General features: G+C 43.2%; 10 protein-coding genes. 1 reads left to right on the top strand and 9 read right to left on the bottom strand.

Annotation, left to right across the window (positions count from 1 at the left end; genetic code table 11):
• Positions 1-64: 64 nt before the first annotated feature.
• The 6 genes from HED67_RS01495 to HED67_RS01470 all read right to left on the bottom strand — a co-directional run bounded on the left by HED67_RS01495 (position 65) and on the right by HED67_RS01470 (position 10,635).
• Positions 65-781 carry a hypothetical protein gene (locus HED67_RS01495; RefSeq protein ID WP_221717317.1) on the bottom strand — a complete coding sequence of 239 codons (717 nt, stop codon included), beginning with the start codon at positions 779-781 and terminating at the stop codon, positions 65-67.
• Between the two features lie 100 nt (positions 782-881).
• The gene (locus HED67_RS01490) at positions 882-1,793 is read right to left on the bottom strand and encodes a hypothetical protein (protein ID WP_178440922.1); all 912 of its coding nucleotides are present in this window, start codon (positions 1,791-1,793) and stop codon (positions 882-884) included.
• Positions 1,790-3,964 carry an NAD-dependent epimerase/dehydratase family protein gene (locus HED67_RS01485; protein WP_221717316.1) on the bottom strand — a complete coding sequence of 725 codons (2,175 nt, stop codon included), beginning with the start codon at positions 3,962-3,964 and terminating at the stop codon, positions 1,790-1,792. Before HED67_RS01485 ends, HED67_RS01490 begins: the two co-directional genes overlap by 4 nt.
• A gap of 70 nt (positions 3,965-4,034) precedes the next feature.
• The gene (locus HED67_RS01480; RefSeq protein ID WP_221717315.1) at positions 4,035-5,993 is read right to left on the bottom strand and encodes a diguanylate cyclase domain-containing protein; all 1,959 of its coding nucleotides are present in this window, start codon (positions 5,991-5,993) and stop codon (positions 4,035-4,037) included.
• Between the two features lie 217 nt (positions 5,994-6,210).
• Positions 6,211-9,486, bottom strand: coding sequence for an AAA family ATPase (locus HED67_RS01475; protein ID WP_221717314.1), 3,276 nt, complete (start codon positions 9,484-9,486; stop codon positions 6,211-6,213).
• The gene (locus tag HED67_RS01470; RefSeq protein WP_221717313.1) at positions 9,487-10,635 is read right to left on the bottom strand and encodes an exonuclease SbcCD subunit D; all 1,149 of its coding nucleotides are present in this window, start codon (positions 10,633-10,635) and stop codon (positions 9,487-9,489) included.
• Between the two features lie 432 nt (positions 10,636-11,067).
• Here HED67_RS01470 and HED67_RS01465 point away from each other — a divergent pair, with 432 nt between their 5' ends.
• Positions 11,068-11,730, top strand: a complete 663-nt coding sequence (locus HED67_RS01465; RefSeq protein ID WP_246612065.1) for a peroxiredoxin — start codon at positions 11,068-11,070, stop codon at positions 11,728-11,730.
• A gap of 151 nt (positions 11,731-11,881) precedes the next feature.
• Here the strand turns inward: HED67_RS01465 and HED67_RS01460 are convergent, their stop codons facing one another.
• The 3 genes from HED67_RS01460 to HED67_RS01450 form a co-directional block, all read right to left on the bottom strand.
• Positions 11,882-13,552, bottom strand: a complete 1,671-nt coding sequence (locus HED67_RS01460) for a hypothetical protein (protein WP_221717312.1) — start codon at positions 13,550-13,552, stop codon at positions 11,882-11,884.
• Positions 13,553-13,681: 129 nt separating this feature from the next.
• Positions 13,682-14,707: a DHH family phosphoesterase gene (locus HED67_RS01455; RefSeq protein ID WP_221717311.1), complete on the bottom strand. Its 1,026-nt coding sequence runs from the start codon at positions 14,705-14,707 to the stop codon at positions 13,682-13,684.
• 52 nt (positions 14,708-14,759) lie between these two features.
• Positions 14,760-15,182 (bottom strand): 2-thiouracil desulfurase family protein, encoded by a 423-nt coding sequence (locus tag HED67_RS01450; RefSeq protein WP_221717310.1) that lies wholly within the window; start codon positions 15,180-15,182, stop codon positions 14,760-14,762.
• Positions 15,183-15,184: the final 2 nt, after the last annotated feature.

Raw genomic sequence — 15,184 nt, 5'->3', positions numbered from 1 at the left:
ATAAGCATATCAAAAAAAGCAGAAGATATCTAATCCTTTTAGAATAAATATCTTCTGCTTTAAGTTAATGACATTGTTCTTTTTCTCCGGTTTTCTCTTTAATCAAACCAACCATATATGCTTTTGTTCCGCTGCCGATCTGATACCAGGGTACTGTCAGATCCAAATCCTGTTTTTCTTCAGCATATTTATCGTTTTCCGATGTCTGGTACCATTCTTCTCCTCCAAGCAGAAAACCTTCAAACAATTTCGCTCCGGTCAGCTGCTTTTCCTTTGCCGCTATGCTCTGAATTCCGAGAAAGTCCATTAATTCACTGTTATTCCGGATCGCATCCACATCTTCAAGGGAACCAAATACGATGATGACGCCTTCTTTCTCCAGCTTCTCCAGTTTTTTCAGAGATGCCCCTTCCAACGCATAGGATTCTGACTCCAACACAATCATCTCAGGCATTAATTTCACATAATCTGTCAATTCTGTCATTGACTTTGTAACAATGATATTTTTTTTACGATATGTACACCAACTGCTGACAGCCTGACCCATACCGCCGGCAGCATCACCGACAAAAAGCACATAGGGATCATCTTCCTCTGTCAATGCCGATAACTTCATCTTCGCCTGCTGCCATGCATCCTGTCCGCTCAGCGGATTCTCAGAAACCGCATTGTTATGGTCATAACTGCTGCTCTGTGCTCTGATGACCATTGAAAACTGAAACAAAAACAACAGCGTTACCATCATGATCATAATATTGAAAAAATTTCTTTTGGAAACCATTCGCTATTTCTCCATTTCTTGATTCGTCGTCTGAACATCTCCATCATCAATGACAAAATCCCCAAAAGCCCTGATTGATATATTGACGTCCCCTTGCTGATTACATAAAGATTCGAACCATTTCAAGGGTTTCACTGTCTATCATAATCTCAGACTGCTTCAAATCATTCAGCACAGCAAAAAAAGCCGTCCTGTTCTTCGTTTCGAAGTATAATTTCAATCTGCATTTATAGCTTACCAATGTATCCGGATAGGCTGCCGCTCCCCTGTCACACCACTTCTGACAATTGATCGTCTGTCCGGCTTCAAGGTTTCTCATGGAAAGGATTTCATAAATGTGACTGCCTATTCCATATTGATCCAATGAAAAAAGCAAATCTCCTGTTTCATCCATACGCTCCGTCATGGATCTCTGTTCGATTTCTGTCAGCACATGCTGTTCCAGAATAGGATTCATGTACTCGATCAATTCCACACATCTTTGTTTCTGCCCTTCATCTTCCTCCAGCGCAGCCTTATACATTCGCTGAACATTCACTCTGAATCCATTTAAGACTTCCTGAAGTACAGATGCCGCATAATGGGCAGTTTCCGAATCATCACTGTTCAGGGCCATTAAAAACCCAGACAGTGATTGACTGTAATCACCACGTATCACATTCATCATCAATGTCCGGAGATTGCCCTTGTCCGTTACAGCCAGCGCTTCTTCAATAGAAACCATATTTCTCTCCATATCTTCATCCGGATGCATAAATGTTTCTACTTTCTCTTTATTGAAGATGACATCTTCAAGATCCATTGCCTGCCCCATAAATAATTTATAGAACAAAAAACCAAGCATCAGGAAAAGGGGGCCGATCACCGGACACAGCAGCATGACTGCCGCTTTCATGATCACAGCAGGCTTATTCTCCCTGCACCAGATCAGAAGATTCCAAACCAGATAAATAATAACGATCGATAAATTAAGGATCAATAAAATTAATAAAAGCCACCATTCCCGACTCATACCGGCATATACTCCATAATCTCACTCTGTACTTCATGTTCCTGTAATCTTCTCTTGACAAAATCTGCTTCTGTGCAATCGGTGTTTGTTAAGAGAATATACAGGCCGCCATCCAATATTCCCAGATAATCCGAATTTCTCACAAGACAGCTTACTTTGTCTCCCTGGGTTTTGTAAGTATTCTTCGGCAGCTGAAGCTGCAGCAGCACACACTCTACAAGATTGCGTTCCTTTGCATGATAATAAGCAGTCACCAGTGAACTGAATGCTTCCTGATCAAGGATACGGGATCCTTCAATATATCGCTTTTCCTCCAGAGCCTGCAGATATCTTCTTGCGCTCAGAACTGCATTCTGAATCAAAGCACTGACAACAACCAGCATATTGGCCTGTCCCAATGTCATCCGCTCCCAGCTGAGTCCCCAAAGCATCACAATCATCTGCATCTCTTCATTTTCAAAGATGGCGTTTGCCATGAGCGGATACTGCGGATCCAGGGATTTATTGATAAAAACTCTATGTTCCTTCAATGCATCATACATGACCGACATTTCTTTGTAACGAATGGAATTGCCAAGTTCTCTGGCTTTTTTGGAGCTGGCGGAAAACATTCTGGCATAATCACCGTTCACTACGTTATAAATGGCAACATCCTCTGTTCCCATCAGTCGTTCCATCATCTCTACGGCATCAAACAATACTTCATCTGGCATTGTACGATCCAGCTCAGATGTAATACTGTAAATCTTGCCGATACTGTCCTTCTGATCAATGAGCTGCTGCTCCATTACTTCTTTTACACGTACATTGGTGGAATTAATATCTTTAATATCCTGAATCTGCCCGGATAGATACTCCTCCATCTCTTTGCTTTCCATCTTCACAGCACGGATCTGATCTCTCAGATAACCTACAATCAGACCCACGATAAACAGCTGGGCGATCCATACATAGGTATTGTAATCCAATACAACTTCAAATCCCGACCGATGATACATCTGTCTGAAAATGTAGCCTGCCACTGCACAAACAGCTGAAAACGAGGCCTGCTGCTGACCATAAATAACCGCAAAAAGCAGGACATACAAAAGATAAAAGTCCAGATTGGCAAAATACTGGCTCTCTGCTGTCCTGTTGTTGAGCATAAAAAATGGAATAAAACAGATCAGATTCTCAATAAACGGTACCAAAGCCCGTACAGCCCATCCCCATTTTTTCAACACTCTTTCAAAAAATGGCGTCTTTTCTTTTTTATTCTCAAGGAAAACGGCTTTGTGTTTCTGCATATAAACAACCATCTGCTGAATATATTTTTCCGGGCTGCAGAACTCCTGAACGCCATACTCTGCCGCAAACCGGCTGCCATCCAGTATATGGCATCCTCCAACACCTGAAAAACCCGAAATACCTATATTCTGATTCAGGCTCTGCCTGATCATTCCTGCTAATTTTACTTCACTGACCGCATTGGCCGATGACAGATGATAGATATCATACTGATGTTCCTGCTTATGGATTGCCCGATAAATATACTCTACCGCATCATTCTCATGCAAAAGTGAAAATTCATGGCTTTCATCTGCTCTGACTGCCCCATCACGCAGTGCTTCAATACACATTCCTGCCGGAAGATTGTCCGCATCCTCCAGGCTCTTCGGTATATGATATAAATGTGCCAGACGCAAAACTGTCACATCCATCTCCCAATTTTTACGAACATTGGCACAGATCTGCTCCGCCTGTGCCAATGTTGTTCCACGAAAAGTTTTTCCTGAAGGCGTCTCATCTTCGCAAATTGCTTCTTCATAATCGCCTTCAAAAACAGCATCCGATGACAGAAAGATCACTCTTCCCTTTTTTATCTCCGAACAGGCCACTAACATATTCATCAGGTTGGAAGCAAATCGAACTGCTTCTCTGCCTTCCTCCTGCCACCGATAGTTGCTGTCAAAGGCTCCCATAAAAACGGTGATATCCGGGCTGACACTGTCAAATATCTCCCGAAGATAATCTCCTTCATAAGGGAAATCATATCTTTCGAATACTTTTTCGTATTTATTTTTTTTATATTTACTTCCCGTCAGCAAAAAAACTCTGTGGCCCTCTTTTCTCAGTTTCAAAATCAAATGATTGATCAGACTGCTGGTGCCTCCTATCAACAGAATATTCATTGCGTTATCGGTCCTCCTGTAAAATATAACTTGTTCAAAATTCTCTCTCAGGTATGCAGCACCTGCTCTGCTATTCTTTTTCCATTTCCCGGTGGATCTCCCCCTCGATATCCACCAGACATTCCAGCAGAATCGGGTTAAATACACCGCACTCGCCATTCAGGATCATCTGAACAGCTTTCTTATGGGGAATGGCTTTCTTGTATACACGTTCACTGACAAGTGCATCGTACACATCTGCTACAGAGACAACCTGTGCTGCGATCGGTATCTCTTCACCCTTTAAGCCATCCGGATATCCATTGCCGTCATACCGCTCATGATGCCATCTGCAAATCTGATAAGCAGTCTTGATCAAAGGCTCTTCCTGATACAATCCAAGATTTTCAAGTATCGATGCGCCGATGAGTGTATGTGTCTTCATAATCTCAAATTCTTCTTTGGTCAGTTTGCCCGGCTTATTCAATATCTTATCATCAATACCGATCTTACCGATATCATGCAGGGCGGATGCCAGTGTGATCACATACTGTTCTGACCATGCCAGGCTGTAACATTCTGTTTTCTGAACAAGCCGCTCCAGCAGCAGCCCTGTCAGTACATTGATATGCTGTACGTGGAGACCACTTTCACCATTACGGAATTCAACAATCTGACTAAGAATCCGGATCATCATCTGATTATTCTTTTCTTTCTCATCGATCTGATCTGTCACAAGGGTGACCAACCTTCTTTGCTTCGCATAAAGTTTAATGGTATTGAAGACACGGCGAAAGACAACCTGTGCATCAAATGGTCTGCGAATATAATCCGAGACACCCATATCATACGCTCTCTTGATATTCACTTCCGTGTCATCACTGGAAATCATGATAACCGGAATATCTTCGATGAGATGATTCCTGTTCATCTGTACCAGCACTTCAAAACCATTCAATACCGGCATATTGATATCCAGCAATACAAGGGAAATACCTGTTCCATACTGTTCAAGTGCTTCCAGGCACTCCTTGCCATTCGCTGCCTCAAGTATTCTGAAATCATCCTTCAGCATCTCAGAAAGAAGATCTCTGTTCAGTTCCGAATCATCAACAATCAAGATCAGCTGTCTGATCTTCTCCCAGTCATGAAGCATTCCTTTCTTAATGTCATCAGCCATCAGATTATCCTCAGTGACAACCATATTCTTGCGGTTTTTGGCCTGATACATCAGTTTATCGGCTCTTCCTACGGCATCCTCAATCGCGCCCCCATTGGACATCACACCGCCAATGCTGGCTGATAAACGCAGGCCGCCATATCCCGGAATATCCGCTTTCCTGATCTCCTCCTGGATCTGCATCAGTTTATTCCTGAAATTATCTTCTTTAATTCCCGGCATCAGCAAAAGGAATTCATCACCGCCGTATCGAACAAGCAGATCTGTCTTTCTGGTACAGCTTTTGATAATGTTCACAAATGTGATCAACACCACATCACCGGTATCATGTCCAAAGGAATCGTTGTATAATTTGAAATCATCCAGATCGATCATGGCAATACCTGACGGTGTCGTAGACTTGCGGATTTTCTCTTCAAAATAGCGTCTGTTGTACGCACCTGTCAGTACATCCTTGTAAAGCTGATCATGATATCCGCTGAAATGACGCAACAGTCTCTCCTTCTGTGTCTCATCGATCATGTAATTCTCGTCCATCCTCTTGACCAGTTCCATCACATACGGTTCATCATCCAGTTCCATATATCTGGCTGTCACTTCATAAAGGACTGATTCAATATATTCAAGTTTTGTATGGACAGTCCTGTCCCTGAACGCCTGCAGCACAACACAGCTATCATTCTCACATGGATGCTCTTTCTCCCAGAAATCAAAGCTTTTGCCAACTTCCGATTGAGAATAGGCACCAAGTCCCTTCTCCATCATCTTCAGAGCATGTGCGTCAATCAGACGTCCTCCGTCAAATACTGCCTTAAAAAGCTCCATTTCCTTTAATGCCTGTTCTTTTGTCATTTTATTGCATGCATCCATACTCTTTCTCCCTGTATCCTATCTAAATTCCTGTTGAGAATTTTGTCTGTGCTTAGTGTCCGATCTGCTGTTCAGACGCGTTTCCTCACTATTATAACGCAAAAAAGTATGATTGACTATACCGGCTCCATAATTTCATGTTCTGTTTTTTTTAATTGTTATAACTGTTCTCAAAATAAAATCGCAGCATTTTATCCGAAAAAGGTCGTAAAGTCACTCAGCTAATCTGCCATCTGACTGAACTGCCATCTTCATTCTTACTGACGATGAGCTGATCCTCTATCTCCTGCTTCAATTCCGATACATGGGAAATAATGCCGATCAGCTTCGAGCCCCCTGCCATCTGCTGAAGTACCCGAACCGCCTGATCTCTTGAATGACTGTCCAGTGATCCAAATCCCTCATCAATAAACATCATATCCAGATGAATCGCCGATGAGCTCTGCTGGATCTGGTCCGCCATCCCCAATGCCAGTGACAGTGCAGCCATAAATGATTCGCCGCCTGAAAGAGTACGAACCTCCCGCTCCTTGCCGGTGACATTGGAATAAACCATCAGATCAAGGCCCCTGTTTCTACCCTCACCGGCCTTTGTGATATCACACATCCGCAATTCAAACTGGCCGGCTGACATTTCAAGGAATCTGCGATTTGCCGCATAAAGAATCCTTTCAAGATAGTAACGCTGCACATAAGTTTCAATATCCATACGCGATCCTGTCACCTTGCCTGCCAGAAGATTATAAAGATCATCCAGCCTTTTGTGTTCTTCCATGATCCTGCTTCGCTCATCCATCTTCGGCATCAGTGCCTCATAAACTTTGAGATTTGTCTTATATATTTCTGTATATCTGTCATAAACTTCCTGTTCCTTTTTCCATGCTGCTTCTGCCTCATTCTGTTGCAAAAGAAGCTGCTCCATATCAGGCTTCATACAATCTCCAATTGCCGCTTCTGATGCCTCTTTCAGCCTTTCTGCTGCAATTTTCTTTTCCTGCCATCGATTAATCTGCTCTGCAAGGCGCTGTCTGTCTTCTTTTGTATAATGCTTTGTCAGTGACTGCCATTGTGTTTCAGTCAGCTGTCTGTTCTCCATTATCTGTTCATAGGCTGTTTTTCTTTCGCTGCATGCTTCCTGCTGCGACGGCAGACTCTGACGTAACTGATGAATCCTCTCTTCTGTCCTCTCCTTACGATTTCCATCCTCCTGCTCTGCCTTTTCGCAGCATTTATAATTTCTATCGCTGTCCGATTTCTTTTCTGATGCTTTTTTCAATATCTCTCTGGCAGTTGTTTCAGATTCATAATAAGTGGATGTCTCCATATTCTCCAAAGCAGCCTCTGCTGCCGCAAGCCGCACTTTAATCTTAGACAGCTGCTGACCAGCCTTCTCCTTTTTTTCTGACAGTTCTTTCTTTTTGGATACAGCATCTTCCATCAATCGCTTCAGCAGCAATAAGTTTTTCCTGTCATTCTGAAGCTGACTGTCTCTATCCTGCCACTCCCGCTGCCATCTCTTTAACTGTTTTGCAAGCCATTGACTATCAAAAGCATCATTGGCATCAACAGTCTCACAGTTCTTGCCGCCATTATCATAGGCTTGTGCTTTACGGTAAAGCTGTTCTCCCATTTGATGACAAGATCTTTCACTTGCCTCCAAAGCGGCGGCCGCTGCTCCTGCCTGATTTGACTTTTTTTCCCGCTGTTTCTGAAGTTTCTGGAGCTTTTGTGCCAGAACATCCAGTTCCTCCTTTGTCAGAGATGCTCTCTCCATCTGATGCGGATGAGGATGCTCCACTGAACCGCAGACCGGGCAGGGCTGTCCCGGCTGCAATTTCTTTGCAAGAATACCGGCCTGTGCATCAAAAAACGCACTGCTCGCCTGCGTATAGACTTCGTTTTCTCTGATGTATATATCCTGTGCCTGTATATAGGCTGTCTGTGCATTTTCCGCTGTCTGCCTCTGCCTGTAACAGTTTTCTTCTTCTCTCTGCCAGTTTTTTAGATTTTCAGCCATATCCCTGATTTCCCGCTGCTGTCCAAGCAAAATGGCTGCTCGACTATCCGTATCCGACAATTTCTCCGCCTGCTGCTGCCACTGCTTCTCCTGTTCCTCAAGCAAATTCAGACTGTCTGCTGCTTCCTTCTCCTGCCGGCTGGCAGCCTCTGCCATCTTCCCGGCCTCCGCCGCAGCTTGCTTTGAAGCGGCAATTTTAGCAAAGGACTTCAAATCTTTTTCAACGCGCTCCAATATCTTGGAATATTCTGTCAAGGCCTGTTCCTGTGCTGCTTTTGCCTGCTGCAAAGCCTTCTTCGACTGTCCATAGTTTTCTTCCGCCTCCGGCAATGCCAGCTCATGACTCTTTAATGCCTTCTCTGTCGCTTCAAGCTGCTGTTTCACATCCTGATAGCGCTGCCAAACTGCCTGCACATCCCAGGCTGCTTCAATCTGTCCGGTCAGGAGCTGCCATTTTCCCACCAGATTTTTCTCTTTCTCACACTCAGCCAGCTCTCTTTCTGCCAAATCTAATTCTTTGAAACGCTCCTGCAATTGTTCAGCCTTCGCTGAAGCATCTCTCCTCTCAAGATAATCCTGATTCAACTGATTTCTTCGTTCCTCTGAATGCTTTACTTTCTCCTTCAACTGTTCACAAGTCCTTTGAAGTTCCTGCAGCAATGCCTCCATATCTGCCAGCGACAAGCGTTCTGATTTTAAAATTCTATCTTTAAGATCCTTCAGATGAATCTTTCTGCTGCAGCTATCATCTGTTTCGGCAGCATCATCAGCTTTTTCAGCAGCACCCGTTTCTGTTTTCTCTGATATCTCAGTCTCCGGCACAATGATATGACCCACTTCCGTCTGGCAGGCCGTCTTAATCTGTGCGATCTTCCCCTGCTTATCCTTGCGCCGCTTTGCCAGCTCATCCACAATGTCCTGATACAGTTCCGTATTAAAAAGTCTTCTGAAAATAACCTTTTTTTCATCGGATTTTGCCCGAAGCAAAGCCATAAATTCCCCTTGCGCGATCATAGCCACCTGCATAAACTGGCCCTTTGTCAGTCCTACAATTTCCTCCAGTTTCTTATCTGTCTCCTTCGACGGATATTCCATTCCATCAGGCATAATAAGAGACACACTGCCGCTCTCTTCCTTAAATCCGGTGCCCCTTTTCAGCGGACGAATATGCTTCGGCACACGCCTAACTGTATAATGCACATCCTCGCTGCCTTCACGCTCCGAAAAAACCAATTCCACAAAGGGTTCCACTGAATTCTCTGAGAACTGGCTCTGTAGTTCAGTGCCATTCTTCTTATTCACCACGGAACTTGCTTCGCCATAAAGTGCGAAGACAATGGCATCAAAAATCGTTGACTTGCCTGCACCTGTATCCCCTGTAATCAGAAACAAGTTCTGATCCGGTTTTGTAAAATCAATCACAGTTTTCTTGCCATATGACCCAAAAGCCTGCATTGTCAGCTGAATCGGTTTCATCTACTTCACCCCCTGTACAGTATGAATGACATCCTGAAGAACTGCTTTCTCCTCATCGTCCAGATCTTTCAAAAAAGAACAACACAGCTTAAAAGGATCCTGTTCCTTCTCCGCCATCATCTGATTACTATAATCCGCTTTCCGCAGTACTTCCCGCCGGATTTCCAATAAGTACGGAAAAGCCATACGGATTCTGTCCTGCATATCCATAATATCCAAATCAACTTTGTCCGTCAAAATCACTGTTACAAAATCCTCGCAGGCCTGCACAAGAACATCTTCAAGACTGCCTTTGATGATCCTGACTTCACGCAGCGGTTTCAGAGGCAGTATCGTTGTCTTCACTGAGTTTTTTGATCCCATTTCTACCATAATAATACCTTTCTGCTGTCCTGCCTCGCTGACAGAACAGGCCAAAGGTGTTCCGCAGTAACGGTAAGCTTCACTTCCCACTTTCATAGGCTTATGGATATGCCCCAAAGCGGCATAATCAAAAAGCTCCAACACATCCGCTGACACAGCATCAATATTGCCCACTGTACGAATCTCCGAATCCATTCGATCAACCTTTTCTGCATCGCCGCCCACAGGCAGATAAAACTGATGACTGACCAGCACATTCCGTTCAGTCGTATTCACCTTCTCCCGTTCAATAAGCCGGTGTAAAGCCGCATCATATGATAGATTATTGCCATTTTCATCCACCCCCACAATCTGTTTCACCATGGATGGCTTAACAAAAGGCAGCAGATAAAAGTTCAACGTTCCAAATTCGTCCGTAAGCGTCACTTTCTCGATATATTCATTCTCCGTTCTCGGCGGCAATCCGATCATATGTACTTTCTGTTCATCCAGAATCTCTCTGAAACAATTCAGACGCAGACCGCTGTCATGATTGCCGCTGATGAGCATAATCTCCGCCTTCGGCACTGCTTTCTTAAGTTCTGTCATAAAACCGTCAAATATTTCCACCGCTTCCGCCGCCGGCACTGCCTTATCATAAATATCCCCTGCAATCACAACCGCATCCGGTTTCTCTGCCTTGGCCAATTCCGTAATCTGCCGTAAAATATCTATCTGTTCTTCCCGCAGATCCCTGTTCATCAGTTTTAATCCAATATGCAAATCTGATAAATGAAAAAACTTCATGTACTGCTCCTTTTAACTGTTAAAAATCCCATAATAAGTAACCCCTTCATTCATTAGTCTTAACTAATTTTAAACAACAGTATATGCTTTTTACTACTTTACGTCAAGGATATACGCAAAATAAACAATAACTTAATTTTCCTATAAATTTGATACATAATAAGAAATTTTCTCTCAAATTATCGCTGCACTTTTATTAAAATATGATAAAATGTAACTGTTCAGAGCCAAGCAAAATTTCAAAAAGCAGGTATAAAATGCTTGCATTTTTAAGACTGTTTTTGAAATTTTATTTGGCGGATACGCCACACCGACGAAATGCGTAGCATTTTGGAGGTTAGCTCTGAACAGTTACGATAAAATAAAATTGATTATTGTGGATTTTATTTTTAGAAAGGAGGAACTGCAACCTGTATGCAGTTAATATGACCTATGGAAGAAAACAAAATGCCGCTCATTGGTGACCATGCACCAGAATTTCATGCAATGACAACTCAGGGGAAAATTGATTTTCCAGCCGATTATAAAGGAAGTTGGGTTGTCCTTTTTTCACATCCGGCTGACTTTACACCGGTTTGTACAACAGAATTTATTGCCCTTTCCAGGATGAATGAAACCTTTGAATCACTTAACACCAAATTAATTGGCCTTTCCATTGATTCACTTCACTCTCATCTTGGCTGGATCAAAAGTATCGAAGCATTGAATTTCAATAACGAAGGAAAAGTGAAGATTCCTTTCCCAATTATTGCAGACATTAGTATGAATGTTGCCAAAAAATATGGTATGCTCCAGACTGTTGCAAATACACAAACCGTTCGTGCAGTGTTTATTATTGATCCAGAGGGTATAATCCGTACCATCTTGTACTATCCTATGTCCACCGGACGAAATATTCCTGAAATTATACGTATTCTGCAGTCATTGCAGTTAAATGACAAAACGCATTATTCCACACCGGCAAACTGGCAGCCCGGAGATGATGTAGTCATGGGTGCCCCATTGACAATTGAAGAAGCTCAGGAACGTCTTGAAAGTTCAGACAATACTATTAAACCTCTCGACTGGTATCTTACCATGAAAAAAATGAAATAACGATATAAAAGAAATAATAATATAAAAGCTTACAGAAATATTCGATTTACATTAAAAAAATATCAGAATCATGCTCTCTGCATGATTCTGATATATCAGGCGGAAGATACCTTCCGCCTTTCATCTTCATGTAATACGCTACTGCATATTTTTATTCATGTTTCTTGCGCAGCTGTCTGCCGGCTACAACGATCACTGCCAGCGCACCAATTGCTACGATACCCATAACAACAGGCTTATTCTCATCACCCGTCTTAACCGCTGTAGACTTCTTAGCTGTTGTCTTTGCTGCGGTTTTCTTGGTTGTAGTTTTATTAGCTGTGTTCTTCTTCGTTGTTGTTTTCTTCTTTGTATTGTCTTTCTTGTCTGCAGCAACAAGCTTTACTTTTTTGGACTGCTCTTCAAAGGCTGCATTCTTAAATGCAGCTGTATATAAACCTTCACCTGCTTTATCTGAAGTTGCCTTTGTTATCACTTTGTACGCTGCTGTAACAGTTTCCTTTTCTACATGATTCTTGTCATTCTCACAAACTCTTGATGCTGTACAGCTATATCCTTTATCTTCCTTTGTCCATTTGTAAGATACTTCTCCATACAAATGGCCAAGAGCATCTGTCTCTACTGTCTTTGTCTGTGTTTTAAAAGCTTTATTGGTAAATACTGCTGTGTAAGTTTCTTCTCCCTTTTCTTCACATGTGGCTGCCTTTGCCACTTCCACTGCAGCGGCAACTGCTTCCTTATCAACATGTGTGTTGTCGTTCTGACAAATTCTTGTCGCTGTGCATGTATAACCCTTATCTGTCTTCGTCCACTTGTAAGATGCTTCTCCATACAAATGACCAAGGGCACCAATCTCGACCATCTGTGTCTGTGTCTCAAAAGCCGGATTTGTGAATACGGCTGTATAAGTCTCTTCACCCTTCTCTTCACAAGTCGGAGCCTTTGTCACCTCTGCAGCAGCTTCTACTGTCTCTGTTGCTGTATAAGAATCGACATCACAAACTGCTGAAGCAGTACATGTATAGCCCTTATCTGTCTTCGTCCATTCATAGGAAACATCACCAAAATGATGACCCAGGGCACCCGTCTTCACAGTCTGTGTCTGTGTCTCAAAAGCTTCATTGGTAAATACTGCTGTATAAACTTCTTCACCCTCTTCTTCACAAGTCGGAGCCTTTGTGACTTCCATTGATGCCTCTACCGTCTCTGTCTCACCATGGCTGCTGTCATTCTCACAAACACGGGATGCCGTGCAGGTGTAGCCATTGTCTGTCTGATTCCATGTATAAGTAACTTCACCGTACTTGTGTCCAAGAGCATTAATCTTCACAGCCCGTGTCTGTGTCTTAAAAAGACCACTTTCAGCTGCTTTGGCATCAGCCTTCTTGGTATCCTCAGCTTTCGCATCATCTTTCTTATCAGTCTCTGTCTTGTTCTCAAAGGTTGCTGTATAAACGATTTCACCCTCCTCTTCACAAGTCGCCTGCTTCGTTGTCTTCGCTTCCACCTTGGCAGTTTCTTCTCTGTAATGCTTCTTGCCATTCTCAGGATCCTTGCATTCTCTTACCGCCTTACATGTATAGCCTGAATCTGTAGGTGTCCATGTATAAACAGGATCCTGACACTGATCACACTCTTTGCCGGAAGCATCCTTGCCTTCCTTCGTATTCTTAGCGTTATCCTTGTCCGAAGTATCCTGCCCGACCATCTCACCGATTACCACTGGTTTCTTCTCATCTGCGTAGGTCACTGTGCCTGTTCCAAAAACCAGTACACCGGTCAACGCCAATGCAAAAGCCTGTACCATCCATCTCTTCTTCATACTCTCACCCTCCTATAAGAATTACGTACTATCATCATTTCTTTTTTTAAGTATACCATATGGAAGCAGGAAAATACAGGCAATTTGCAAATCTTAATCTTTTTGTCAGATATTTATTTATTCTTAATCTTAGCAGCTATATTCATCCCAGACAATGACATTTTTCACTCTATTTCGAATCTCTTCCAAGATTAATTCCAGTAATTGTTCCGGTTCATGAGTCTTACGCCGAAGCCCGGCTGCCGCCGCATGTCCGCCGCCGCCAAATGATTTCATCATCTCATTCACATTTATCCATTGTCCATCCGATCTGAAAGAACATCGCCAAATATTCGGCGCTTCCTCATACATAGAAAACCCCATCTCGATATCTTCACAATCTCTGAGCATTCCGCTGATAGGATGAATATCTTCATAGCTGATATGCAGTTTCTTCGCTTCCTGATAGGACATATAAACATATGCCACTTTGCCCTCCATCACGCGCTTCACTCTGCGAAGGATCTCTCCCTGTCTGATCAGATCATCCAATGTCTTATCCTGCATCGTCCGCATCACATAGCGATGATCAGCCCCCATTGCCAGCAATTTTGAACCCGCTGCCTCAATTTTGGCATCCGATCTTGAAAATCGGCTTGTGTCATGAAGAATGCCCATATACAGATAATCTGCCCCATTCGGGTGTGGTGCCGAAGCCGCCTTTTTGAGCATTTCTTTATCTAATATTTCGAAAACGTTATAGGCACAGGACTCCGAAACTTTTATGTCATTGATTATTCCATATCCTTCGTTAGAGGCATGATGGTCAATGATCATCGAAACCACTGCCCGCTGGTAATATTTCATGCCGATGAGCCTTTTAAGAGTTGCTGTGTCACAGACAATCACCGCATACCTTTCAGACGCCAACTTCGGACGCTCAAAAGGAGCAAAAATCTCATCCTCCATGACCTGTTTCTTCGGGCCTTTATCCAGTTTATCTGACAAAAAAGGCCATGCTATATACTGGGGATAATTCACCTTGATATAATGTGCCAGCCCCATGACGGAACCTGCTGCATCCCCATCCGGATTCATATGTCCAAGCAGTACAACTTCTGTCACATCATACTCCCGCATCATCTTCTCAAATTGTTCGTTGAAATCAAAGGCCATTCCAATCCTCTCCTTTATTAATCACAGGTAAAATTATCCATGTATCCTTTTTTTATGCATCAATATCCGCAGCATCTATGGCTCTGATGCCGTTTTCCCGAAGAAGCTCTGTAAAAACACCTTCTCCCGGAATAATCTTTCCACTGAAAGTACCATCATAAACGGCCTTGACGCCGCAGGAAGGACTCCTGGATTGAAGAATGGCCAGATCTGCTTTTTCCTTCAAAGCAATCGTCAACGCCTTGGCAGCCCCGCTCCTGAATGCGTCATCCACGGATCGTCCGTCCCTGCATCTGACAACACCATTCACGATCTCTGCCGGCATTCTCGGCACAGGCAGTCCACCCAATACTTCCGGACAGACCGGTATAAGCTCATGGTCTTTTACAAAATTCAGCACCGCTTTATTCTCATTATTGCCGCCGCTGTATTTGCAGTTCTCCCCCAGAAGACAGGCACTGACAACAATCCTCATGA

The organism is Pseudocoprococcus catus (assembly GCF_019734885.1).
GTDB classification, from domain to species: Bacteria; Bacillota; Clostridia; order Lachnospirales; family Lachnospiraceae; genus Coprococcus_A; species Coprococcus_A catus.
Note: the sequence above shows the minus strand (reverse complement) of the source record. Positions and strands in the feature narration are given on the sequence as shown.